At 69.2% G+C, this 21,563-nt stretch carries 25 protein-coding genes and 1 tRNA gene; 16 read left to right on the plus strand and 10 right to left on the minus strand.

The features are described 5' to 3' along the window. Positions 1–163: 163 nt before the first annotated feature. Complete coding sequence (locus AC07DF_RS14845; RefSeq protein WP_478970603.1) at positions 164–2,056, minus strand: potassium channel family protein; 1,893 nt, start codon at positions 2,054–2,056, stop codon at positions 164–166. A 147-nt stretch (positions 2,057–2,203) separates the two neighbouring features. Here AC07DF_RS14845 and AC07DF_RS14850 point away from each other — a divergent pair, with 147 nt between their 5' ends. The 3 genes from AC07DF_RS14850 to AC07DF_RS14860 all read left to right on the plus strand — a co-directional run bounded on the left by AC07DF_RS14850 (position 2,204) and on the right by AC07DF_RS14860 (position 4,543). After that, complete coding sequence (locus AC07DF_RS14850; protein WP_478970605.1) at positions 2,204–3,325, plus strand: permease; 1,122 nt, start codon at positions 2,204–2,206, stop codon at positions 3,323–3,325. Then, complete coding sequence (locus tag AC07DF_RS14855; protein ID WP_478970607.1) at positions 3,322–4,092, plus strand: TIGR03943 family putative permease subunit; 771 nt, start codon at positions 3,322–3,324, stop codon at positions 4,090–4,092. The genes AC07DF_RS14850 and AC07DF_RS14855 overlap by 4 nt, the downstream gene beginning before the upstream one ends. Positions 4,093–4,156: 64 nt before the next feature. After that, positions 4,157–4,543 carry a Pycsar system effector family protein gene (locus AC07DF_RS14860; RefSeq protein WP_478970608.1) on the plus strand — a complete coding sequence of 129 codons (387 nt, stop codon included), beginning with the start codon at positions 4,157–4,159 and terminating at the stop codon, positions 4,541–4,543. 39 nt (positions 4,544–4,582) lie between these two features. Here AC07DF_RS14860 and AC07DF_RS14865 read toward each other — a convergent pair whose 3' ends face one another. Next, entirely contained in the window at positions 4,583–5,449 is an 867-nt protein-coding gene (locus AC07DF_RS14865) for a hypothetical protein (RefSeq protein ID WP_478970610.1), read from the minus strand. Positions 5,450–5,816: 367 nt separating this feature from the next. On the opposite strand from AC07DF_RS14865, the gene AC07DF_RS14870 reads away from it, so the two are divergent. After that, on the plus strand, positions 5,817–7,067 hold the full coding sequence (locus tag AC07DF_RS14870; RefSeq protein ID WP_478970612.1) for a PP2C family protein-serine/threonine phosphatase: 1,251 nt from the start codon (positions 5,817–5,819) through the stop codon (positions 7,065–7,067). A 129-nt stretch (positions 7,068–7,196) separates the two neighbouring features. Here the strand turns inward: AC07DF_RS14870 and AC07DF_RS14875 are convergent, their stop codons facing one another. The 5 genes from AC07DF_RS14875 to AC07DF_RS14895 all read right to left on the minus strand — a co-directional run bounded on the left by AC07DF_RS14875 (position 7,197) and on the right by AC07DF_RS14895 (position 12,223). After that, entirely contained in the window at positions 7,197–7,853 is a 657-nt protein-coding gene (locus AC07DF_RS14875) for a DUF1326 domain-containing protein (RefSeq protein WP_478970613.1), read from the minus strand. A gap of 177 nt (positions 7,854–8,030) precedes the next feature. Then, entirely contained in the window at positions 8,031–8,867 is an 837-nt protein-coding gene (locus AC07DF_RS14880; RefSeq protein WP_478970615.1) for a DUF2182 domain-containing protein, read from the minus strand. A gap of 1,807 nt (positions 8,868–10,674) precedes the next feature. Beyond that, positions 10,675–11,040, minus strand: a complete 366-nt coding sequence (locus tag AC07DF_RS14885; protein WP_478970616.1) for a hypothetical protein — start codon at positions 11,038–11,040, stop codon at positions 10,675–10,677. Then, a complete protein-coding gene (locus AC07DF_RS14890; RefSeq protein WP_478970618.1) occupies positions 11,037–11,252 on the minus strand; it encodes a hypothetical protein in 216 nt (71 codons plus the stop codon). Before AC07DF_RS14890 ends, AC07DF_RS14885 begins: the two co-directional genes overlap by 4 nt. Further along, complete coding sequence (locus AC07DF_RS14895; protein ID WP_478970620.1) at positions 11,252–12,223, minus strand: chymotrypsin family serine protease; 972 nt, start codon at positions 12,221–12,223, stop codon at positions 11,252–11,254. The genes AC07DF_RS14890 and AC07DF_RS14895 overlap by 1 nt, the downstream gene beginning before the upstream one ends. A 489-nt stretch (positions 12,224–12,712) precedes the next feature. Here AC07DF_RS14895 and AC07DF_RS14900 point away from each other — a divergent pair, with 489 nt between their 5' ends. Beyond that, positions 12,713–13,273, plus strand: coding sequence for an HD domain-containing protein (locus AC07DF_RS14900; RefSeq protein WP_478970622.1), 561 nt, complete (start codon positions 12,713–12,715; stop codon positions 13,271–13,273). On the opposite strand, the gene AC07DF_RS14905 is transcribed toward AC07DF_RS14900, so the two are convergent. After that, positions 13,261–13,731, minus strand: a complete 471-nt coding sequence (locus AC07DF_RS14905) for an NUDIX hydrolase (RefSeq protein ID WP_478970624.1) — start codon at positions 13,729–13,731, stop codon at positions 13,261–13,263. The genes AC07DF_RS14900 and AC07DF_RS14905 overlap by 13 nt on opposite strands. Positions 13,732–13,823: 92 nt before the next feature. Beyond that, entirely contained in the window at positions 13,824–14,555 is a 732-nt protein-coding gene (locus AC07DF_RS14910) for an XRE family transcriptional regulator (RefSeq protein WP_478970626.1), read from the minus strand. Between the two features lie 160 nt (positions 14,556–14,715). Between AC07DF_RS14910 and AC07DF_RS14915 the strand changes: the two genes are divergently transcribed. The 11 genes from AC07DF_RS14915 (at position 14,716) to AC07DF_RS14965 (ending at position 21,398) form a co-directional block, all read left to right on the plus strand. Next, positions 14,716–15,069, plus strand: coding sequence for an SCO3933 family regulatory protein (locus AC07DF_RS14915; RefSeq protein ID WP_478970628.1), 354 nt, complete (start codon positions 14,716–14,718; stop codon positions 15,067–15,069). A gap of 2 nt (positions 15,070–15,071) precedes the next feature. Then, positions 15,072–16,427, plus strand: coding sequence for an FtsK/SpoIIIE domain-containing protein (locus AC07DF_RS14920; protein ID WP_478970630.1), 1,356 nt, complete (start codon positions 15,072–15,074; stop codon positions 16,425–16,427). 83 nt (positions 16,428–16,510) lie between these two features. After that, positions 16,511–17,197: a DUF2637 domain-containing protein gene (locus tag AC07DF_RS14925; protein WP_478970632.1), complete on the plus strand. Its 687-nt coding sequence runs from the start codon at positions 16,511–16,513 to the stop codon at positions 17,195–17,197. 21 nt (positions 17,198–17,218) lie between these two features. Next, the gene (locus tag AC07DF_RS14930) at positions 17,219–17,410 is read left to right on the plus strand and encodes a mobile element transfer protein (protein ID WP_193507144.1); all 192 of its coding nucleotides are present in this window, start codon (positions 17,219–17,221) and stop codon (positions 17,408–17,410) included. Positions 17,411–17,419: 9 nt separating this feature from the next. Next, a complete protein-coding gene (locus AC07DF_RS14935) occupies positions 17,420–17,575 on the plus strand; it encodes a hypothetical protein (protein WP_478970634.1) in 156 nt (51 codons plus the stop codon). Positions 17,576–17,591: 16 nt separating this feature from the next. After that, complete coding sequence (locus AC07DF_RS14940) at positions 17,592–17,915, plus strand: SpdD-like protein (protein WP_478970636.1); 324 nt, start codon at positions 17,592–17,594, stop codon at positions 17,913–17,915. Between the two features lie 88 nt (positions 17,916–18,003). Beyond that, complete coding sequence (locus tag AC07DF_RS14945) at positions 18,004–18,210, plus strand: hypothetical protein (protein WP_478970638.1); 207 nt, start codon at positions 18,004–18,006, stop codon at positions 18,208–18,210. Next, on the plus strand, positions 18,207–18,659 hold the full coding sequence (locus AC07DF_RS14950; protein ID WP_478970639.1) for a Pycsar system effector family protein: 453 nt from the start codon (positions 18,207–18,209) through the stop codon (positions 18,657–18,659). Before AC07DF_RS14945 ends, AC07DF_RS14950 begins: the two co-directional genes overlap by 4 nt. Next, entirely contained in the window at positions 18,656–20,047 is a 1,392-nt protein-coding gene (gene repSA / locus AC07DF_RS14955; RefSeq protein WP_478970641.1) for a replication initiator protein RepSA, read from the plus strand. The genes AC07DF_RS14950 and repSA overlap by 4 nt, the downstream gene beginning before the upstream one ends. Beyond that, positions 20,044–20,232, plus strand: coding sequence for a helix-turn-helix domain-containing protein (locus AC07DF_RS14960; RefSeq protein WP_366708916.1), 189 nt, complete (start codon positions 20,044–20,046; stop codon positions 20,230–20,232). The genes repSA and AC07DF_RS14960 overlap by 4 nt, the downstream gene beginning before the upstream one ends. Next, positions 20,232–21,398, plus strand: a complete 1,167-nt coding sequence (locus tag AC07DF_RS14965) for a site-specific integrase (RefSeq protein WP_478970643.1) — start codon at positions 20,232–20,234, stop codon at positions 21,396–21,398. The genes AC07DF_RS14960 and AC07DF_RS14965 overlap by 1 nt, the downstream gene beginning before the upstream one ends. 77 nt (positions 21,399–21,475) lie before the next feature. On the opposite strand, the gene AC07DF_RS14970 is transcribed toward AC07DF_RS14965, so the two are convergent. Next, positions 21,476–21,549: transfer RNA gene (locus tag AC07DF_RS14970), tRNA-Pro, on the minus strand. Between the last annotated feature and the right edge of the window lie 14 nt (positions 21,550–21,563).

The following is a 21,563-nucleotide window of genomic DNA, read 5'->3' on the forward strand; positions in this document are numbered from 1 at the left end:
CCACGTGGTGGGGTGCGGTCGCCCTTAGCCCGCGGGCATGCGTGCCGCCAGGGGCGGCACGGGTGGGCGCGGGCGGCACCCCGCTGCCCCGGGTTGCGTGACGCCCCGGCAGCAGTGCAGCGCCGGGTGCCTCGTAACGCCGAGCCGCGCAGCGAACCGGCGGCTACGCCCCGGCCCGTTCCCTCCGCCTCCGCCCCAGCAACTCCGCCAGCCCCCGCCGAGTCGCCGCCAGCACCACCCGATCACCGGCCCCCAGTACATACGTAGGAGGCAGATCCCACACCAGCCCCGAGGCCGGCGCACCCTCCTCCTCCGCACTCTCCCCTTCACTCCGCCGCCCCCCAGGAGGTGCCGTATTGAGCGCCAGCACCCGCCAGGCCCCGCCCCGGAACGCCTCCGCCACCGTCCTGCCCTCCAGCTGCGGATGCCCGGCCACCTCCACCTCCGCGAACAGCAGCACCCGCCGCTCCACCGGAATCGCCCCCAGGATCTGCCGCCCCATCATCGCCCCGGCGAACGCGGGCGCGGCCAGATGCGACACACTCCGGCTCCGCGTGAGGGCGAAGGGATGAGCGGCCCGCAGGGTCCGGTACACGGCGGTCGCGAAGTCGTCGTCGTACAGCCGCAGCACGACCCGCAGATCGGGCCGCACGGACCGCGCGTACAGCGAGGCCTCCAGATTCGTCGTGTCCGCGCTGGTCAGCGCCAGCAGGGCGCTCGCCCGGTGGATCTTGGCGGCCTCCAGCACCCCCTCCTGCGTGACGTCCCCGAGCACCACCGGCACCCGCAGCCGCCGCGCCGTGGCCATCCCCCTGGCCTCCGGGTCGGACTCGACGCACACCACGGGAATGTGCAGCTCACGCAACCGCGTCAGCACCCTCGTCCCGATCTTGCCGAGCCCGAGCAGCACCACGTGCCCACCGAGCCCCCGCGGCGGCTTGCGCAGGGTGGACGCGCTGCGGAACGTGCCCAGGGCCTCCAGCACCGCGGCCAGCAGCACCGGCAGCAGCAGCAACCCGACCAGTCCGGACAGCAGTTGCAGGACCTGCCGCCCGGTGGACTCGTGGTACGCGGGATCGTTGATGCCGAAGAGGTCGAGGAGCGTGACGTACGTGGCGTACAGGGGATGCTCCCCGGTCACGAACATCAACGCGACGGCGAGCGCGAGCACGCACCCGACCAGCCCGGCCAGCGACCACCGCAGCCGGCGCGAGAACAGCGAGGCGAAGGGCGGCACACCGCCCCGTCCGGAGGGCAGGGACGGCCCGGAGTACGCCACCTGCTCCAGGACGACGGTCCCGCGCCCGGTCGCCGACGCCACCGCCATCTCGTCCGGGAGCAGTTGAGGCCCGTGCTCCCCGCTGCTCTCGGAACCGTCGGCACCGGCCGGGTCGTTGCTCGTCGCGGACAGCAGCGCCAGGGTGCACAGCCCGGGGTCGGCCACCTCACCCGGCCGCGGCGGCTGCCGCTCCACGGCCCGCAGGACGAGCCCCTCCGTCTGGACGACCTTGCTGGTGCCGACGAGGGCGGTGGCGGCCAGCGCGGGCGCGGCCGTGTCGGCGTCGGACAGCACGGTCGTCGAGGTGTCGGCGCCCGCGCCCGGCCCAGCCCCGGAGGCCACGGCCGCCGTCTGGTCGAGCAGTTCCTCGATGTGCTGCCCCAACCGCCTGTTGTAGAGCCGCAGTACGAGCCTCAGGCTGGGGTTGATCCGGCGGGCCGTGAGCGCGGCGCGGATGTTGGTCTCGTCGTCGTCGTACACGAGCGCCAGAGCCGCCGCCCGGTCGGCGCCCACCTCGGTGAGCACGGCCTCGGTGATCTCGGCGGCCTCCACGACCTGTTCGGTGGCGGCCGGTTCGGCGCTGCCCGCGCCCGTCCGATTGACGGCCGCGCTGACCCGGTCGAGCAGGGCCGCCGAGGCGGCCCGGGCCCGTCCGACCACCGGCTGCCGCACCCGGCGTCCCGACGGCGGTACGACGAGCGTGACCTGTTCGCCGTAGACACCCCGGAGTTCGGCGGCCAGCCGATGGGCGAGCCCGTCGTCACCGCATACGACCATGTGCGTGGCCGGTTCGCCTGGCTGACCTTGATTCGGAACGCTCCCCACAAGGGAGAAGACTGCCTCACCGGGACGGCTGGTTCCAGAAGGGAACCGTGGTGCCTGAACGCCCGGTCCCGCTCGTCCGTATCGAAGGGGAGGCAATGCATGCCCATGCGCACCACCGGAGGTACCGGGCCCGTGGCCACCACGAAGACCGTCCCGAGGGAGAGCGGCGAGCACGGGGACATCGAGACCGACCGGGGACGGGACGGCCGGGAGGGCCGGGACGCCCGGGACAGCCGGGGTGCCCGGGACCTCCGGGACGGCCGGGACGAGGGCAGACACCTCAACTCCGCCCTCCTGCTGACCCTTCTGCTGGTCACGGCGGTGATGTTCCAGGGCCCGATCCGCGGGGTTCTGGCCGCACCCGTGATGCAGAGCTGGATGACGGTCTTCGTGGCGGTCATGGTCCAGGCGCTGCCGTTCCTGGTCCTCGGCGTGCTGCTGTCGGCGGCGATCGCGGTGTTCGTGCCGCCGTCGTTCTTCGCCCGGGCCCTGCCGAAGCGCCCGGCCCTGGCGGTCCCGGTGGCGGGCGCGGCCGGCGCGGTGCTGCCGGGCTGCGAGTGCGCCTCGGTGCCGGTCGCCGGAGCACTGGTGCGCAGAGGCGTCACGCCCGCGGCGGCGCTGGCGTTCCTCCTCTCCGCGCCCGCCATCAACCCGATCGTGCTGACGGCGACGGCCGTGGCCTTCCCCGGCAACCCGGAGATGGTCCTGGCCCGTTTCGTCGCGAGCCTGCTGGTGGCCTGCGCGATGGGCTGGCTCTGGCACCGCCTCGGCCGCGCGGACTGGCTGCGTCCCCCGGAAAGGGCGTCGTACGAGGGCCAGGGCAGGGGGGCGGCCTTCTGGGGTTCGGTGCGCCACGACGTGACGCACGCGGGCGGCTTCCTGGTGATCGGCGCGATGGCGGCGGCGACGCTCAAGGCGGTGGTACCGGCGGAGTGGCTGCGACTGGCGGCCGGGCACCCCGTGTTGTCGGTCCTGGCCCTCGCCGTCCTGGCCGTCCTTCTCTCCATCTGCTCGGAGGCGGACGCGTTCGTGGCGGCGTCGCTGACCCAGTTCTCGCTGACGGCCCGTCTGACGTTCCTCGTCGTCGGTCCCATGATCGACCTGAAGCTCTTCGCGATGCAGGCGGGCACCTTCGGCCGCGCCTTCGCCCTGCGCTTCGCCCCCGCGACCTTCGCCCTGGCCGTCGTCGTGTCGGCCCTGACCGGAACGGTCCTGCTGTGAACCGCCTGGCCCAGAGCGCCCTCCTCTTCCTGCTGGGCGCCACGCTGCTGCACGCCGGCATGACGGATCTCTATCTGCGCTACGTCAAGGCGGGTCTGCGCCCACTGGTCCTGCTGGCGGGCGTGGTACTGATCGCGACGGCGGCGGCGACGCTCTGGTACGAACGCCGCGGCACCGGACACGGGCACGATGGCGCCGGGGGCGGACACGACGGCCCCGAGGGCGGACACGATGGCACCGGGAACGGGCACGACCACCACCACGAACCCCGTGTCACCTGGCTCCTCACGCTCCCCGTCCTGGCTCTGATCCTGGTCGCCCCGCCGGCCCTGGGCTCCTACAGCGCGTCCCACACCGGCACGGCCCTCCAGAAGCCGTTCGGTTTCGCGGACCTCCCGGCCGACGGCCCCCTCCGCCTGGGCGTGGCCGACTACGCGGGCCGAGCGGTCTACGGCGACGGCCGCTCCCTGCGCGACCGGGAGCTGAAGATCACCGGCTTCGTCACCCTGGACCGGGCGGGTTCCCCGTACCTGGTCCGCATGGGCCTCAACTGCTGTGCGGCGGACGCCCAGCCGGTCAAGATCGCCCTGACCGGCAACGTCCCGCCGGTCCTGAGCCCGGACACCTGGCTGGAGATCACCGGCCGCTACACCCCCCGCCGGACCAAGGACCCGGTCAACAACGGCCCGATCCCGTATCTCGAGGTCACCCGCGCCAAGCCGGTGCCCACGCCGCACGATCCCTATGACGAAACCTGGAACACCTGAAGTGGCGTACTAGACCGCCCACTTCCGGGTACTCGTGAAACCCGCTGTTCAGCGAGGGGGGCGCATGACCACACACGGAGGCCGGTTCCGCACCGAGGCCCGCGAGGAACTCGTGAAGGCCGACAACAGAGCCGAACTGACCCTGGCGACCCTGGGCGCGGCCCTGACCGCCCTGCTGGGCGCGATCGCCGCGGGCGTCATCGCACCCGCCCAGTACGCGGTGATCCCCCAGCTCCTGGTCTGGGCAGGCTGCGCGGCCTGCGCCCCGTCCCTGGTCCTGCTCGGCCTGGCCGCGCGGCCCCGCCCCACCCCGGCCCGGGACCTGACCTCACCGGAGGCCCTGTCCCGCACCGTCTGGATCAAGTACCGCTGCATACGCCGGGGGATGGCCTGGGGCGCGGTCTTCCTCACACTCACCCTGGCGGGAACACTGGCCGGGGCGCTCACGTAAGGGCTGTGCCGAGCCCTCCCCGGCCCGGGCCCAGGCGGCTCAGCCAGCCGCTCGGAGGTGATCCCGGGATTCCCTGGAGCGGCATTCCCGGCAGCACCCGGGCTCCGGCGCGCGGAACGCCCGCTCGCATCCGTCGCAGGTCTGGAAGGGCAGCACGACCGGGCGGTTCGCGCCCTCGGCGAGCGGGCGGCTCGCAGGCGGTGCGGGCAGGGGTGTCTCCCGGAGACGGAAGGCGAGGATGCCCGCCGGCCGGGTCAGGAAGCGATCGGGGAGCCCTGCGGTCAGCAGCGCCGTGATCTGGGAGGGGTCGACCCCGGCCGCGAGCCACTGCGCGACGGCAGGCGCCAGCCGCACGGCCTCCTGCTCGGACAGGACGAGACGTGGATCGACACGGCGGAGCGAGGCCAGAACGGCGACCGCCCGGGGATCGGCGTCGGAGAGTGACTGGGGTTTCTCCGGCTGCTCCCGAGCGGGCGAGGGCGTGGCCTCCTCGGCCGCGGACGCCTTCCGGGGCCGGGGCGGCTTCGGAGGCTCAGGCGGTCCGCCGTCAGGGGCCCCGCCGGGGACGTCGTAGAAGTACGTCCGGGTGCGGACCTGCCCGGTGGGCGTGCGCACCCGGCGGCGCTCCAGATACCCGGCCGCTTCGAGCTCCCGCAGCGCTCGCGAGATGAGGATCTCGCCCTCGTCGAAGTGCGCGCACAGGGCGGCGATGCTCACGGGGGAGCCGTCGGGCAGGGAGGAGATGTACGCCGCGACGCCGATCGTGACCGCGCTGCCGCGTCGCTGGGCGAGGGCGTTGGAGATCACCGTGAAGTCGGCGGTGAGGCGGGTGCGGACGTGAATCACGCCGGAAGCCGGAGCTCCGGCGTCGGAGCGCAGGGGCGCGTTAGACTGCGAGTCATCCATCGGGAAGGTGCTTCTTCCTGATCGGTCAGGCCCTCGATCGGGATGCCAGTCCCGGCCGGGGGCCGTATCTGTTTGCGGTTGTCGCGGCGAACGTAACGGTCCGTTACCCGCCCCTGCAAGCCGGTCACTCGGACGGGTGACGCGGCCTTCCTGGCCGGGGAGGGTGGGAGGGCGGGTAGTTCTTTCCCCCGGTTCTTCAGGAGGTCAGCGGCCCGCCGGACCCTCGCGGACAAGGGGGCGGTGAGCCCGGAAGGCGGACGGTGGCCGGGCCCCGGCCACTCCAGGGACGGCGCTGTCCGGCCGGCGAGGCGCGTTCACTCCTATCGTGGATCCGCACAGTGATGGTCGGCGCCGAGGCGGGCAACACATGACGGAACCGCAGATCGACTACGCGGCGGTCTTCCACGCCCTGCCCGGCATGGTGGCTCTGCTCACCCCCGAGCTGGTGTACGCCGACGCCAACGAGGACTTCCTCAGGCTGGCCGGGCGCAGCCGTGAGCAACTGCTGGGCCGCTACATCTTCGACGTCTTCCCCGAGAACCCCAATGAACCCGCCGCGGCCGGCATGCGGGAGACCCGGGCGTCGATGCTCCGCGTGGTGGCCACCGGCGAGCGCGACACCATGGCGCTGCTGCGCTACGACATCGAGGACCCCGAGCGGCCCGGCCACTGGGTGGAACACTTCTGGAGCCCCGTCAACGCACCCGTGCTGGGCCCGGACGGGCGGGTGATGCTGATCGCACACCGGGTGGAGGAGGTCACCGAACTCATCCACGCCCGCGCCCGCGCCCGCGCCCGCGGCGGCACGGGCGGCGAGAGCAGCCGGGCCCGCGTGCTGGAGGCCGAGCTCTACACCCGCTCCCGTGAACTGCAGGAAGTCAACGAACGCCTGCGTCGGGCCCACGCGCGCGAACGCGAGGTCGCCCTGGCCCTGCAGGCGGCGATGCTGCCCGCCCCGGAGCCGGTCGGGCACCATCGGGCAGCCGTCCGCTACCGGCCCGCCGTCGGCACCCTGAACGTGTGCGGCGACTGGTACGACCTGGTCGACCTGCCCGGCGACCGCATCGCGGTCGCGGTCGGCGACGTCGTCGGACACGGCCTGGAAGCTGCCTGCGTCATGGGGCAGTTGCGCAGCGCGCTGAGCGCGGCCGCCCGGGTCGCCGACGGCCCGGCCCGGGCGCTGGAGGCCCTCGGACTGTACGCCCGCCACGTCGACGGTGCGGAGTCGACCACAGTGGTGAAGACCTACATCGACTGGGAGACCCACACCCTCACGTACAGCAGCGCCGGCCACCCACCACCCGCCCTGCTCCACCCCGAGGGCACGGTGACCTTCCTCGACCGGGCCACCGATCCGCCTCTCGGCGCGCGTCCCGAACACGTTCCGCGGCCGGAGGCCAGTACGGCCTTCGCCGAGGGCGCCACCCTGGTCCTCTACTCCGACGGCCTGATCGAGCGCCGTGACGAGGACATCGACACCGGCCTGGCCCGCCTCGCCGACTCCCTCGTCCGCCACGGCCGAGCCGACCCCGAGGCCCTGGCCGACGCCCTGCTGGCAGACCTTCTCCCACCCTCCGGCACCACCGACGACACGGCGCTGGTCATCATCCGCCTGTGAGCACGACGGCCCGGAACCCGTCGGCTGCCCAGAATCGCCTGGACGTCAGTCGCTCCGGCGCGCACACCGGGCAGCTGAGCCAGCTCGACTCCGGCGTCCTCAGCCCGGACATCCTCAGCCCGGACATCCTCAGTCAGGGCCGCTCCAGTCGAATGGGAAGTACTTGCTCGATTTGCCGGAGCGTTCCCAGGAGAAGCCGAATGCGTCGGCGCGGTCGACGGTGGCCCGGCCCCACGTGGCGATCTGGCCCGGCCCCACTTCGGCGCCTGGGGCGTTGTGGACCTGGACGCGTGCGCCGTTCGGGGTGGTCGGGCCGGTGAGAGCCTCGGCGGTTGCCGTGACACGGCCTGGGATCTCGGCTCGCCAAGTGGCAAGGTCCTCGTCGATCTCCACATGGATGGGGGCGATGTCCATGCCGCGCATCTCCGGGTGGAACATCTCCCCGAACTGTGCCGGCCATCCGCCCGCCTCACCGCCGAAGACGGCCCCGAGTGCAGCCCGCTGCCGGTCGTCGGCGCGTTCGTCGAGGAAGACCGCGGCGTACGGATCGGTATGCGTGCCGGCCCACGGGTTGCCCTCGAAGGAGCCGAGCATCAGGACGTTGAGATCGTCGAGCTGTACGTCGCCGAAGTTGCCTTCCCGAATGTGCCAGACCAGTACGCCTTCGCAGTCACCGTAGGTCGGCGGCTGCGCGAACGTGCAGGGGCAGGGTATGGCGCACTTGCACACGTCGAACCAGTCGCCGGCCAGATGCCAGCGCGTAACGGTGATGGCCTGCTCTGTCATCTCGCTTCCCTCCTGCCGAGCCCGAAAGAGCTCACTCGGAGTGGCGAGACCGCGTATCCCGAGCCCGCTCCCGGGACCGGGAGGGTGGCCTCCCCTCCAGCTTGCACCTCACGTCCCGGTCGGGAAACCCGTCCACGTCGGCCATCGCCCCTGTGGTGGGCAGCGGTACAGGGGTGATCACATGCCGTCCATCGACGGCATCGAGCCCTGCAGCCCCGGCAGCAGCCAGTCCTGAAACGGGGCGAGCAGGGCCAGGACGAGGAAGGCGACGCCCACGACGCTGGTGAGAAGCAAGCCCCGGGACCACAGCTTCTCCATGAAGATCACCAAGGCCAGTCCCGCCATCGCCGCCACGTTCATCACGCCGAGCGGAATGAGGACGACCATCAGTCCGGCGCAGCAGCCGACACAGTAGGCGCCGTGGTGGACGCCCACCCGCAGGTCGCGGGCCGGTCGCCGGAAGCCGGCGTAGCGCACCAGATGGCTCAGCGGGTCGCGGCAGTGCCGCAGGCAGACGTGCTTGAGGGGACCGAGCTGGTACAGGCCGGCCAGCAGGAAGGCGATCAAGCCGATCCAGCGTCCGGCGGTCGGATGGTCGTCCACCAAGCCGCCGGTGAAGGCCAGGGCCGCGTAGGCGAGCAGTCCGAAGGCCGTCCACACCAGCAGATATCCGCCCACGAACTCGATGGAGCGGGCGGCCCGGGTCCAGCCCGAGGACTGCCGTCCGATGCCCCGCACCCAGGTGAGGGCCACCGGCGCCATGGACGGCAGCATCATGGCCGCCATCATCGTCACCCAGAGCAGCAGGAACAGGGGCAGCGCCATCCCCATGGTGCCGGGCTCGACCCCCATGTCCCGGGCCTGTCCGATCGTCAGCGCCCAGGCGGGCACCGCGATCAGGACGACGAGGATCCAGGCGGCCGCGAGATCCCGCGTGGGCAGCAACCCCCCGTCCGCTCCGGTGGGGGCGGGCGACCGGGTGGATACGAAGGCGGTAATCCGGCTGCGACGCATCGGTGTTGCCTCCTGCGGCTGCTTCCAGAACAGCACACGTGCACCTGCGACGCGACCTGACCCAGACGCTCCTTACGGCCGGTCCCAACGATCTCCAGAGAATGCAGGAAGGGCCTGATCCTCAGCGAGGATCAGGCCCTTGACCTGGTATTTTACTGTCGGGGTGGCGGGATTTGAACCCACGACCTCTTCGTCCCGAAGCAACTTGAGTGAATGCTGGACCTTGGGGCGGTGTGCCTCTCACCTGCTGCGATGGTCCGCAGGTGTGCGCGGTTGTCCGCCGCCGTCTGTCGGCGTTGTCACGCAGTTAGACACTCACCTAGTTGTTGGCAGCGTCGTTGCCTGCGACAGCTCCACGGGCGAGATCCTTGAAGTCCGCTGTCGCGGCATTGACGCGGCCAAAGAGCTCTTCACTCGATGGGATGTCGGCTCGTTGCGGGCGCCCACGGCTAGCGAGCAGGTGTTCGAGGGCTGTGGTGCCTTGCCAGTCTGCCAGGCAACGTTCAACCGTCCTCGCGCTATGGGCAACGCTGGCTGGGCCTTCGAGTTCAACGACAAGGACCGCCTTGCTGATGTCGCGTACGAGCCCCCTGAGTCGATCGCCAGATCCAGGTGGCAGCTCTTCGCCTAACAGTTCCTGCTCCCGCCCTGTGCGGCGTAGCTCTTGAAACTGTGCAACGCACCTGAGGAACTCGACGTAGGCATCTCTGCGCACCTGCCGGCGCCATTGGTCGTGCTGGGACGCTGCTTGCGTCCGTCCGCTAACTACGGCTGCACCGATGGCGCCTCCGGCACCTACAGCTGCGCCCAGGACGGCCGCTACTGCACCGATGAGTGCCACAACCCCCGTATCCATGCTGGGCATTGTCCCGCAGCACACTCATCACGGACTACGGCAGGGGACCGCGCGGGTGTCTCGGCATCACCGCCGGAATGGAGAAATACCCCATCTTGCCCGACGTCCACCCTTGGGTGGTAACCCGTATGGTCAAAGGGCTGTGACCTGCGGTTTCGCGTTTGGGTGACTGTGGCTCGACTGTCACTGTCGGTCGTCGCTGATCGGCCTCGGGGGGCGTCGGACGGCCCAAGGACGGCCTAGCCGTCCTCAGCAGGTGGCTTGTCGCCTGGCCTCGGTATGAAGGAAAACCGGTGCAGAACGCCTGGCGGACACAGACTCTGTTCCGCATGGACGAAGAGATCACGTCCGGCGCACCCCTGGCACTCTGGGGCGCTGTACAGGGCATAGGTCGCCTGGCCGTTGAGAGCGCCGAGCTGGAATCACGGCTACGTTTCGTGATCGGTTGGCTCGCTGGGGACAACGACGCTGGCTGGATCATCTTTGAGGGGCAGTCTGTGGATTGCTGGTGTCCAACGGCTGGGCTGTCCTCGGGGAGCACGCCGTGATGAAGGAGTGGCCCAAGGAAGAAAACGAGCGCCTTGTCCATCTGTTGACGGAGGTGCAGGAAGTCAGCAGGTCCCGGAACTAAATCGTTCATGGATCATGGGGTGAGCGTTGCTTCCTTGCGGACGACTGCGAAGTTCGTTCGAAGGGCCGAGAACCGGAAGAGAAGGTCTGGCACGTCGTACGAAGCAGACACCGCAAGGGCTACCAGGAACGCCAAGTCACTGTCTCTGACATCGAAGCCCTCGGAGGCCGGCAGGGAGACTGCGCGCGGCTTGGCTGACGCCTCACATTGAACCCCTCCGTCCCCCATGGCCGACGGGTCCTGCATCAGCGACTGAGGCAAAGTCCGGACTGCGAAGCTCGATCCCACTCGTGTCAGACTTGGACGCTAGCTGGGCCGAACTATGCCACGGCACCTGCAATTGCCGCAGAACCAGCCGATACTGCTGCCGCTGCCGCGAAAGTAAGCGACCCGATCAGGAACCGGCCGGATCTATTTAGCTTAGCCATCGCTCCAGCTAGCTGCGCCAAGCCTCCATAATCGACGCCCGCCGCCTGCTCTCTGTACTGATCCGCTGCTTCCTTGCTATCGAGGCTACCGCCTGCCTTTGTTGCGACCTTCTTGGCTGTCTCGCGAATCGATGACTCGTCATCGATAAATGCAAAAACTACGGCGAACACGAGGCAGATCCCCGAGGTAACCAAACAGAAAACTGCAACGTTGTCGGCAATGCTTGGAACGTGAGAAGCAGCGGAAGTCAGGCTCATGGCTCACCTACCTGGGAGAACAGTATTGGTCGGGGGAGCTTTTGAATCACGACGCGGATACCCTCCAGCTCTTCCGGGAAGGTCTCGGCGTCTACATCCTGCGGGATATAGAGTGTGACAACCTCAAGCTCAGCATCGAACGACCACGTGAGCAACTCATCGTGCGCCATTCGCTCCGCGGCGTAGTTCTCGATCGCCTTCAGGTTCACCATCACCGCAGTGTCGCACCCACTGCCGCCATTTGGTAGTCCGCATCTTGAACGATGCTGTAAACACCTGGGTAGCCAGCGACGACATGCCCAACCAGCAGCCCGGCCTGATTGAAGACCGGCGCACCCGAGTCCCCCGGGGCTGAGATGGGTCCGAGCGTCATGAACGCCTCCCCGAAGTTTCCGCCGTCTGGGCTCGTACCCCTGAATGGCGTGCCGGCCGCAAGCACCGGAGCGCTGCGTCCACTGGTTACTGAGCCGTAGGCAGTGACGGTGTCCCCAAGACGTGCCGCCCCGGTGGTCACCCCGGAGGCGACCGGCGCAGACAAACGGCCGTCCAGCACGTGCGGCAGCAGTTCAATGACCGCGATGTCCGCTGTAGTTACGCCGGGTCCAGCGAGTGCACAGTATTGAGTGTTGACTACCTTCCCAATCAAATTCGCGTTCGAATCGTATGCCCCGCCGCCGTTAACGGGTGCCGCGTGGCCCGCCGTAAGGATTCCTCGCGAGCCAGAACCGGTATAAACGTGCACGCCAAAAGTGGCTGGGGACGATCCGCAGTGGGCGGAATTCCCCGGCCCTACGTACTCGATCGGGTGCGGGATGGCAATAATCGCCAACTCGGAAGATTTTTGATCCATCCGCTCCGTCATGTTCAATTGAAGAGAATGTAGCGCTTTATCGAGTTGGTCCATTTCATGATCAGTCGCGCCATTTCCGTATTCGGCAGGTGGCACAATGCGCGCAATGGGAGGATTAATGTACACCACGATCGCCGCGGAAACCACTCCCCCATGAGCTACCACAGCAACGCCGGGAGGGTACTCACTGTCAATTGCAGCACTTTCACCGTCAACTTGCCATTCTTGTGAAATGCTCCGAGCTAGAAATTCTACCTTTTCGAGATCAACGCTCTGCATAAGATTAAATTCGTGCGGATGCTCTTTGGCGAGCCTTTCGGAGATGCTATTCATAACTCGCAAGGTGCCCTGCTGGGACTTAACGGTTTCAAGGCCCGGGAAATTACCGCTCTAACGGCCCAAGGGAGCCACCTGAGCGGACTACGATGAGGTCGGCGGAACGGCTTTGGGCTGGAGCTGCTTTGGGGCGAGTGATCATGGCCCCGTAAGCTTCCGGCGAGTCGGGCAGTCTGTGGACCTGCCCGTTAAAGCACGACGTTGGGGCCATGATCTTCGAGGCTCGCCCCAAAGTGGCTGCCTAAAGCCGTGGAGCCGACCGCCCCAGCCACAGAGGGTGTCTCCCGCTTCATGCCCGCAGCCGCCGAGCGCGCCGCCGGGCGCGGCCAGCCGGGGCGCAGACAGGAGGCAGGCCGCGCCGCAGAGGCGGCGCGCGCCCGCGCCGTGCGCGGGCCTTGATGAAGTAGGGAAAGTCTTACCGCGCCATGATCCCTGGGGTCAGTCCGGGGCTGTCGACTGCGTGCCCGCTGAGCTACCGTGCGATCTATGTCCTCTGCTCTAGACACGCCTCAAGGTGCGGCCGAGCTGGCCGAGTCGCTGTTGCCGCCCCTCGGGAATCGCTGGCTGCACACTCAGGCCGTTGCGGCTCGTGCCCGCGAAGCGTCGGCGGCAGTGTCCGAAGGGGACCGAGATCTGCTCGTAGCTGCCGCGTGGCTGCATGACATCGGTTACGCCACCGAACTGCGGGACACGGGCTTTCATCCCCTCGACGGTGCGCGGTATCTGGAGACGCTTGGTGCGCCCTCCCGGCTCGTGCGCCTGGTCGCTCACCACTCCGGCGCCGTGTATGAGGCCGAGCAGCGCGGCCTGACTGCCGAGCTGGCCGTGTACGACCGAGAGGACTCCCCGGTCCTGGACGCGTTGATCTACGCGGACATGACGACTGGACCGGCCGGTCAGTCCTTCGTCTTCGACAGTCGCATTGATGAGATCTTGGAGCGGTACGAGCCGGGTAGCGAGGTGCATAACGCGATCAGCAAGGCGCGTCCGTACCTCGGCGCCGCTGTCGGGCGGACGCTCGCTCGCCTAGGCGATCAACCGACGTAGGGCTCAGGCCGGTCAGCCAGGCCGTGATCGATCCGCATCCGCATCGACGGATGGATGTTCAGGCTGTCCAGCCGACTCGGGTGCACGAACGCCACTTCCTTGCTCTCGCTGCTCGTGCGCAGCTCGCCGCCGACGATGCTTGCTCGGAAGCAGATCGAGAACTGTTGGCGGACTTCGCCGTCGTCGTACGCCATGACGTGAGCCGGGTTGGTGTAGGTGCCGACCAGGCCCGTCACCTCGATGTCGAACCCGGTCTCTTCCTTGGTCTCGCGCACGGCCGCATTGGGTGCCGACTCGCCGACGTCGACCCCGCCACCGGGCAGGGCCCATAGGTCGTTGTCCGTCTTGTGGATCAGCAGTACTTCCCCGGCGCCGTTGAGGGCCACCGCGGTTACTGACGGCACGATGCTGTTCGCCTTCGGCGCGTTCGGATCGTTGAAGTAGTCGACTCGGGCCATGACTCCAGCGTCGCACGCTCGTCGTCGGCCGGGGACCAGGTGCCGGGTCCGCCGGCGCCCGCAGCTCCGGTCTCCAACGTGTCGGCGTTTGCCTAGGCGGGTCGACCGCGCTCCCAGGTGTAGTCGAAGCTGCGCATGTAGTGCCGGAACGTGCGGGCGCCCGGGATGTAGCGGAAGTGCAGCACGGGGTTCTGCCCGGCGGGTGCTCCGAGTACGTGCGGGTTCACGAGCACGTCGTCATCGAACCGGTAGATCGAGTTGTAGAGGATCGTGTCGTGCAACCGGACTTCGACGCCGGGCGTCGTCATCGCCGGTTCGAGGTAGCGCCGCGTGATCCGGGCACGTGCGGCCAGGTCGCCCCCTATGCCTTCCTCTTCACCGCGCTGGCGGACCATCTCAGAGTCGGGATCGCCAAGCAGGACACGAACCTGGGCCCCGGCCTTGGCTTTCTCCGCCAACTGGTCCGGGAGGTCCGGGTGGTTGTCGAAGAGGAACAGCCCTGCGTACACGAGGATGTCCACCTGGTCCTTCGCCTTTTCGATCAGCGATGACCACAGCGCTGCCGGAACTGCGCCCCGGTGGGGGTAGTACGTGATCAGCTCGGATGCGCTGGCGGACTCGGCCTGCTTCTCGACGGTGGGCCAGAGATAGACCTCATCGGCACCGAGGAAGCTCGCGGCCTTCCAGCGGTGTCCCCGGTGCGGCGTGCGGTTGGTCGTGATCCAGCGCTCCACGCTCTTGGGGTCGACTCCGACGTGCTGAGCCAGGGACTGGATCGTCTCGCCCTTCGCTGAAATCGCCGCGCGCAGACGTTCGTTCGCCATGGCTGCCCTCTCGTAGGACTTCTCAGGGACGTTTTGACGATAGCTCAGACGTCCCTAAACGTCCATACGGACCGTGATACGTCCACTGCCTCTCGCGGTCTCCTGATCTCACCGGCGCTTCCGCCGGTTCGAACCGCCCTCCAAATTCAGGAGACAGACCATGCGTCAGATTCCCGTCGACACCGCCAACGCGACCGTCATGGTTGCCAAGGCTCCGCAGCCCAAGGTCAAGGACCGCCGTACCGGTGAGATCGCCCTCGACAAGGACGGCGTCACGCTGATGACTGTGGAGGTCATGTTCTCCACGCCGGATGAGGTGGAGATCCTCAAGCTGACCGTTCCGCAGCCCGGCGTCTCCGAGGACCTGACGATGGGGACCCCGGTCGCCCTGACGGGCCTGGTGGCCTCGGCGTGGGAGAACGAGTTCAACGGTCAGAAGCGCCACGGGATCGCGTTCCGTGCGGTCGCCGTGACCTCCCTGGCCGCCGCTGACACGCAGTCCAAGGCTGCCTGATCATGACTTGGTTCTTGGTCGCTCTGGTGCTGGTCGTCGCCGCTGCGGGTCTCCTGCGGTGGCGGCGCCCCGCCTGGTACTGGCTGACCTTCGGGATCGCCCTCTCCACCGTGCGGGTCCTGGTTCGCTACGCCTCGGTCATGGACGCCTGCGGCCTGACGGTCCCGCCCTCGCGCTGGCGCCTGACTCTGGCCCGGATGACCAACCGGCCGGTGCCGGAGTCCCGCCCGCCGCGCATCCTGCGGTTCCGGCCGACCCGGACCGGGATGGTCCTGCGGCTGAAGCTCCGGCCGGGACAGGACGCCTTCGACGTGGCGGCTTCCACAGACCGGCTGCGCCACTCCTTCGGGATGTACGGCGTGACCTCCCGCGAGGTGCGCTCCGGCATCGTTGAGGTGCGGATGACCGGCTACGACGTCCTCCAACGGGTGCAGATGCCCGCCAAGACCGACCCCGCCCCCATGCGGGTCCCGGTCGCCCTCCGTGAGGACGGCTCGGTGCACTACCGCGACTACCGCGCCGTCCCGCACGGTCTGACCCTCGGTGCCACGGAGTCCGGCAAGTCCGTCTACCAGCGCAACCTGGTCGCCGGGCTCGCCCCGCAGCACGTCGCCCTGGTCGGCATCGACTGCAAGCAAGGGGTCGAGCTGTTTCCCCTGGCACGCCGCTTCTCCGCCCTGGCCGACAACCCCGACACCGCCCTTGAGCTGCTGGAAGCATTGGTTGGGCACATGGTAGAGGTCTACCAACTGATCCGGGCCGAGCAGCGCATCAGCGTCGCGGTGCCGGATGCGGAGATCGCCGCCGACATCTGGGACCTGCCCGACGACATCCGCCCCGTCCCGGTCGTGGTCCTGGTCGACGAGGTCGCCGAACTCGCCCTGTTCGCCAGCAAGGAGGAGGAGAAGCGCCGGGACCGCATCATCACTGCCCTGGTCCGCCTCGCCCAGCTCGGCCGCGCCGCCGGCATCTACCTGGAGATCTGCGGGCAGCGCTTCGGCTCCGAACTCGGCAAGGGCATCACCATGCTCCGCGCCCAGCTCACCGGCCGCACCGCCCACCGAGTCAACGACGAGACATCCGCCAACATGGCCTTCGGTGACATCTCCCCGGACGCCGTCCTGGCCGCCATCCAGATACCCGCCGAGACACGCGGCATCGCGATCGCCGGGGACTCCACTGGGGGCTGGCACCGCATCCGTGCCCCGCACACCTCGCTGCGCCAGGCCGTGAACACCTGCAACAAGTACGCCGACCGTACCCCCGACGTGTCCGCCCTGGCGGCCTACCGGCCCGCGACCGGCTCGCTGCCCTCGGCCCGGGTGCCGCTGGCCAAGACAGCCCCCGCCACCGCCTGACTCCTCCACGTTCCACCGGTCGGCGCGACCGCTTCGCGCCAGGTCCCTACCCCTCCCATGCCTCACGACAGGAAGGAGCCGTGATGACTCGCCCCGCTCTCCGCGTCGACGCCGTCCTGGTCCAGGCCGTCATCGCCGGGGCGCTGTCCTTCGCCCACCTCCACGACCTGGCCGCCGCTGCCGGACAGGACGGCTGGAAAGCCTGGGCCTACCCGATCTCGGTGGACCTGCTCCTGGTCGCTGCCTGGCGGCGGCTGCGCTCGCACGGCCCGTCCCGGCTGGCCTGGTGCTGGTTCGTGATCGCCCTGGTCGCCTCCCTCGGCGCCAACGTCGCCACCGCCGGACTCCTCGACCTGACCCACGTCCCGGCCTGGCTGCGCATCCTCGTCGCCGCCTGGCCCGCGCTGGCCTTCATGGGCGGCACGCTCTTGGCCCACTCCGCCACAGACCCGGTGCCGGAGCCGCCGGCACCCGCAGCCCCGGCCCCCGCACCCGACATCGAGCCCGAACCGCAGCCCACCAAAAAGGAGTTGGAATTCCCTTCCGCTCCTGAGGTTGAGGAAGCTCCCGAGCTTCCTGCCTCTGGTCCTGTCGCGGCTCCGCCCGTTGCTGCGGCCGTGCCGGTCCCGGCTGCGTTGGTCGACCACGCCCGCAAGGTCGCCGACGACCACCAGGCCCGTACCGGCTCGCCCATCGACACCGACACCCTGCGCGCCCGCCTCGGCGTCCCGCCCCAGCTGGCCGACGCCATCGCCACCCAACTCGCCTGACCACGAGGGAGACCCACTGCCATGCCTGCTCGTGACCACTTCCACTCCGTGATGCGCATCGGCCCGGTGCAGATCGGCACCCACCGCGACCGCCACGGCCAGACCAAGTACGCCGCCGTGTGCACCGCCGACAGGTGCGGCTGGTCCTCCGACTACTCCAGCCAGTCCGCCGCGCAGCTCGCCGCCCGCACCCACCGCTGCAAGGTCCGCTAGGAGGCCGCGATGCAGGTTCCGCTCTGGCTCGCGCTGCTCGTCGTCGGCTACCTCGGCGTCAAGCTCATCCGCCCGCCCGCCTGGCTCATCACCGTCCTGCTGCTCGGTGGCTTCCTCCTCGCCGACAGCGTCCTTGCCCCCGCCATCGACACCGTCGTCAAGTAGCCGAAGGAGACCGCTGATGTTCCGCCCGAAGATCCCGACCATGCCCACGCCGACCGGCCAGGTCACGCCGCCCACCGTGCTCGAGCCGACCACCATCGTCCCGGCCGCTCAGGTCTCGCAGCCCGCCTCGGTGGCCCCGGCCCCCGCGCCCGCTCGGCCGACGGTGCAGCTCACTCCCGGCACCGCGCTCGCCCTCGTCGGCGGCGGCACCGCCGTGGTCCTGGTCGTCGGCGCCGTCCTGGTCTCCATGCTCCTGGCGGTCGCCATCACCGGCGTCTCGGTCGCCGTCTGCGCCGTCGTCCTGCGCTCGCTGCTCGCCTCGGAGATGAAGCGACGCTGACCGGCCCCCGGAGCGGCCTCAACCGCCAAGTCTCGTCCGCTCCGGGCGCCGTCCCTGTCCGATCTCGCAACCGGAAGGAACCTCCATCATGGCCCGCCTGACCCCCGTCTCCGCCACAACCGCCCGGATCTGCCCGAACTGCGACGGCTTCCCCACCGTCGCCATCGCGTCCGGCGCTCGCGACCACCGTGGCCACCTGCCCACGGCCACCGTGCACTGCCGCACCTGCTTCGGCACCGGCACCGTGTCTCTGCGCCCTCGCCTGACCACCGCCGACCTGGGGGTGAGCGCATGAGCGCCCCGGACCCCCTGACGGCCGCGCTGGCCGACGTCAAAGCGGAGATCGCCCGCACCGACAACAAGACCGCCTTGCTGCTCGCCTTCGTCGGCGTAGTCCTGGCCGGTGCCTGGTCCGTCGCCAAGGACGCACCGCTGAACCTCGCAGCCGTCCTCGTCGGCGGGGCAGGCCTGGTGCTGCTGGTCGCGGCGATCGGCCTGCTGCTCAGCTCGGTCCGCCCCAACCTGGGCGGCGATCACCGTGTGGGCTTCCCGCTGTGGGCGACGCTGACCGCCGAGCAGATCACCGCCGAACTGGCCGACGACCGGCGCGCACAGCACATCGCCAACCTGTCCCAGATCGCCGTCGCCAAGTTCAACCGTCTGAAGCGGGCGGTCGACCTCACCCGCATAGGCGGCGCCCTGCTGATCACCGCAGCCCTGATCGCAGCCGGAGGCGCCGCATGACCAACCCCGCGACCCTCGCGGGCCTGGACCCGATCACCCTCAGCGATCTACTTAGGGTGGCCGGGTCTCCCGGCTTCGATCGCTGGCACGACCAAATCCGCCGCACCGGCGGCTGCGCTGACCCCATCCACCTCACCGGCTGGACCCTCACCAAGGACAAGACCACCGGCGAAACCCTGCACCACTACTCCACCGAGAACGAGCCGGACGGCCGTCTCCGCGTCGCCTGCGGCAATCGCCGGGCCTCCCGCTGCCCGTCCTGCGCCTGGACCTACGCGGGCGACACCTACCACCTCATCCGCGCCGGACTCGCCGGAGACGACCGACGCGACATCCCCTCCACCGTCCGCGACCACCCCCGCGTCTTCGCCACCCTCACCGCTCCGTCCTTCGGCGCGGTCCACAACCGGCCCGACCGAGGAGTCTGCCGCTGCGGCACCCACCACACCGCCGACGATCCCGCCCTCGGCACTGCCCTCGACCCGGTGATGTACGACTACGCGGGCGCCGTGCTGTTCAACAACCACGCCGGACAGCTCTGGCAGCGCTTCACCAACCGGCTCCGCCGCGAAATCGCCGCCCGCGCCGGCATCACCCAACGCGAGCTGAAGGAGTGCGCCCGCCTCTCCTACGGCAAGGTCGCCGAGTTCCAGAAACGCGGCGCCCTGCACTTCCACGCTGTCATCCGCATCGACGGCCCCGACGGACCAGAAATGGCCCCGCCGTCCTGGGCCACGGTCGACCTCCTTGCCAATGCCATCCGAGCAGCTGCCGCGCACGCCTATACCTCGGTCTCCGTCCCCGCTGCCGAGGACCAGCCCGCCCGCACCTTCCGTTGGGGCACCCAGCTCGACGTCCGGCCCGTGAAGGCCTTCGGTGACGGCTCCGACATCACTGAACAGGCCGTCGCCTCTTATGTGGCGAAGTACGCCACCAAGGCCGCCGAGACCACGGGCACCTTGGACCGCCGCATCGGCGAACTCGCCGAACTCGACCGCCACCAGGTCCCCGACCACACCCGCCGCCTCATAGAAGCCTGTAAGCGGCTCGACTCGCTGTACCCGGAACGGCGCCTGTGGGCCTGGGCTCACATGCTCGGCTTTCGCGGCCACTTCTCCTCAAAGTCCCGCCGCTACTCCACCACCCTCGGCGCCCTTCGCCAGGCCCGCGCCGACTACCGCGCCGCCCAGGAACGCGAAGCGCTTGGCCTGGAGGACGTCGAGCCGGACACGGTCCTGGTCCTGGCCGACTGGCAATACGCCGGACACGGCCACACCCCCGGCGAATCTGCCCTCGCCGCCACCATCGCCCGCGACCTCCAACTCAACCGCGAAACCGCCCGCGAAGCCCTACGCGACCAACTCGCTCAGGAAGGAGCCGCAGCATGACCACTGCCACCCCTGAACTGCTGACGGTGTCGGACGTCATGACACGGCTCAAGGTCGGACGCTCCAAGGTCTACGACCTGATCCGTACTCATCGGCTGGCCTCCATCAAGATTGACGGAGCTCGCCGGATACCCGCCGACGCGGTACGCGACTTCATCCAGCACCAGCTGGAGGAGGCCGCCTGATGACCAAGCGACGCAGCCGCGGCGACGGTGGGCTCCACTGGGACGAGAAGAGACAGCGTTGGATCGCCACGGCGAACCTCGGCTTCGATCCTAGCGGCAAGCGGATCGTGAAGCGGGGGAGTGGCAGGACCAAGACAGAGGCGAAGAACAAGCTCAAGGAGGTGCTGCGGGACCACGAAGACGGTCTTGCGATCGCGCCCACGGGCTATACCGTCGCCGACGCCGTGAACGACTGGCTTGCCTTCGGCCTGGCGGGTCGTGACCCGGGCACCGTCGAGACCTGCACCATCCTGAGCCAGAACCACGTGATCCCCGCTCTGGGCGCCCGGAAGCTCCGCGACCTCAGTGCGGAGGACGTCGACCGCTGGCTGGCCGCCAAGGCCAAGATCCTCAGCACCCGCACGCTGCAGTCCGTCCACTCCTGCCTGAACCGCTCGGTCAAGCGGGCCATGGCGCGGGACAAGGTGAAGCGCAACGTCGTCGAGCTGTGCTCCGTGCCCCAGGGCCAGGCTGGGCGGCCGTCCAAGGCGCTCACCTTGGCCCAGGCCGAGGCGGTACTCAAGGCGGCCGAGGGAACCTCGATGCACGCGTACATCGTCGTCGCCCTGCTGACCGGTGCCCGCACTGAGGAACTGCGGGCGCTGACCTGGGACCACGTCTTCCTCAAGGGCAGGCCGGACGCCGATCCGCCGCAGCCCCCGCACATCGCCGTGTGGCGCTCGGTCCGGCGCGGCGGGGACACCAAGACCCGGAAGTCCCGGCGAACGCTCGCTCTGCCGGCGCGTTGCGTCGAGGTCCTGTGGCAGCAGTTCGAGGACCAGGGCTGGGAGCGGCTCGCTGCTGGCGACAGCTGGGAGGAACACGGGCTGGTCTTCTCCTCGGCCGTCGGCAAGCCGCTCGACGCGACCAACGTCCGGCGGGCCTTCCGCCAGGCACTCAAGGACGCCGAAGGGATCAACGCCGACGAGTGGACGCCGAGGGAGCTGCGGCACAGCTTTGTGTCGCTGCTGTCCGACCGTGGCGTCCCGCTGGAGGAGATCTCTCGTCTCGTCGGCCACGCTGGCACGGCCGTGACCGAGGAGGTGTACCGGAAGCAGATCCGGCCCGTGATCCAGACCGGCGCGGTGGTCATGGACGGCATCTTCACTCGGGATCCAAAGCGGTAGTCACGCAGATAGACACGTAGAAAGCAGATCAGCCAGCCTACTCACGTGAGTAGACTGGCTGATCTGCTGTTTCTCTGTCGGGGTGGCGGGATTTGAACCCACGACCTCTTCGTCCCGAACGAAGCGCGCTGCCAAGCTGCGCTACACCCCGATGTCGCTGCTGTC

It is taken from the genome of Streptomyces sp. NPDC044719 (genome assembly GCF_056433405.1).

What these genes read in the sequence shown, in the direction of transcription:
- AC07DF_RS14875 (WP_478970613.1), bottom strand. Translation starts at nt 7,853, where the DNA reads ATGACAGAGCAGGCCATCACCGTTACGCGCTGGCATCTGGCCGGCGAC.
- AC07DF_RS14945 (WP_478970638.1), top strand. Translation starts at nt 18,004, where the DNA reads ATGGCCCGCCTGACCCCCGTCTCCGCCACAACCGCCCGGATCTGCCCG.
- AC07DF_RS14910 (WP_478970626.1), bottom strand. Translation starts at nt 14,555, where the DNA reads ATGGCGAACGAACGTCTGCGCGCGGCGATTTCAGCGAAGGGCGAGACG.
- AC07DF_RS14900 (WP_478970622.1), top strand. Translation starts at nt 12,713, where the DNA reads ATGTCCTCTGCTCTAGACACGCCTCAAGGTGCGGCCGAGCTGGCCGAG.
- AC07DF_RS14960 (WP_366708916.1), top strand. Translation starts at nt 20,044, where the DNA reads ATGACCACTGCCACCCCTGAACTGCTGACGGTGTCGGACGTCATGACA.
- AC07DF_RS14885 (WP_478970616.1), bottom strand. Translation starts at nt 11,040, where the DNA reads ATGAGCCTGACTTCCGCTGCTTCTCACGTTCCAAGCATTGCCGACAAC.
- AC07DF_RS14870 (WP_478970612.1), top strand. Translation starts at nt 5,817, where the DNA reads ATGACGGAACCGCAGATCGACTACGCGGCGGTCTTCCACGCCCTGCCC.
- AC07DF_RS14930 (WP_193507144.1), top strand. Translation starts at nt 17,219, where the DNA reads ATGCCTGCTCGTGACCACTTCCACTCCGTGATGCGCATCGGCCCGGTG.
- AC07DF_RS14865 (WP_478970610.1), bottom strand. Translation starts at nt 5,449, where the DNA reads ATGGATGACTCGCAGTCTAACGCGCCCCTGCGCTCCGACGCCGGAGCT.
- AC07DF_RS14890 (WP_478970618.1), bottom strand. Translation starts at nt 11,252, where the DNA reads ATGGTGAACCTGAAGGCGATCGAGAACTACGCCGCGGAGCGAATGGCG.
- AC07DF_RS14935 (WP_478970634.1), top strand. Translation starts at nt 17,420, where the DNA reads ATGCAGGTTCCGCTCTGGCTCGCGCTGCTCGTCGTCGGCTACCTCGGC.
- AC07DF_RS14965 (WP_478970643.1), top strand. Translation starts at nt 20,232, where the DNA reads ATGACCAAGCGACGCAGCCGCGGCGACGGTGGGCTCCACTGGGACGAG.
- AC07DF_RS14920 (WP_478970630.1), top strand. Translation starts at nt 15,072, where the DNA reads ATGACTTGGTTCTTGGTCGCTCTGGTGCTGGTCGTCGCCGCTGCGGGT.
- AC07DF_RS14925 (WP_478970632.1), top strand. Translation starts at nt 16,511, where the DNA reads ATGACTCGCCCCGCTCTCCGCGTCGACGCCGTCCTGGTCCAGGCCGTC.
- AC07DF_RS14940 (WP_478970636.1), top strand. Translation starts at nt 17,592, where the DNA reads ATGTTCCGCCCGAAGATCCCGACCATGCCCACGCCGACCGGCCAGGTC.
- AC07DF_RS14845 (WP_478970603.1), bottom strand. Translation starts at nt 2,056, where the DNA reads ATGGTCGTATGCGGTGACGACGGGCTCGCCCATCGGCTGGCCGCCGAA.
- repSA (WP_478970641.1), top strand. Translation starts at nt 18,656, where the DNA reads ATGACCAACCCCGCGACCCTCGCGGGCCTGGACCCGATCACCCTCAGC.
- AC07DF_RS14860 (WP_478970608.1), top strand. Translation starts at nt 4,157, where the DNA reads ATGACCACACACGGAGGCCGGTTCCGCACCGAGGCCCGCGAGGAACTC.
- AC07DF_RS14850 (WP_478970605.1), top strand. Translation starts at nt 2,204, where the DNA reads ATGCCCATGCGCACCACCGGAGGTACCGGGCCCGTGGCCACCACGAAG.
- AC07DF_RS14915 (WP_478970628.1), top strand. Translation starts at nt 14,716, where the DNA reads ATGCGTCAGATTCCCGTCGACACCGCCAACGCGACCGTCATGGTTGCC.
- AC07DF_RS14880 (WP_478970615.1), bottom strand. Translation starts at nt 8,867, where the DNA reads ATGCGTCGCAGCCGGATTACCGCCTTCGTATCCACCCGGTCGCCCGCC.
- AC07DF_RS14895 (WP_478970620.1), bottom strand. Translation starts at nt 12,223, where the DNA reads ATGAATAGCATCTCCGAAAGGCTCGCCAAAGAGCATCCGCACGAATTT.
- AC07DF_RS14905 (WP_478970624.1), bottom strand. Translation starts at nt 13,731, where the DNA reads ATGGCCCGAGTCGACTACTTCAACGATCCGAACGCGCCGAAGGCGAAC.
- AC07DF_RS14950 (WP_478970639.1), top strand. Translation starts at nt 18,207, where the DNA reads ATGAGCGCCCCGGACCCCCTGACGGCCGCGCTGGCCGACGTCAAAGCG.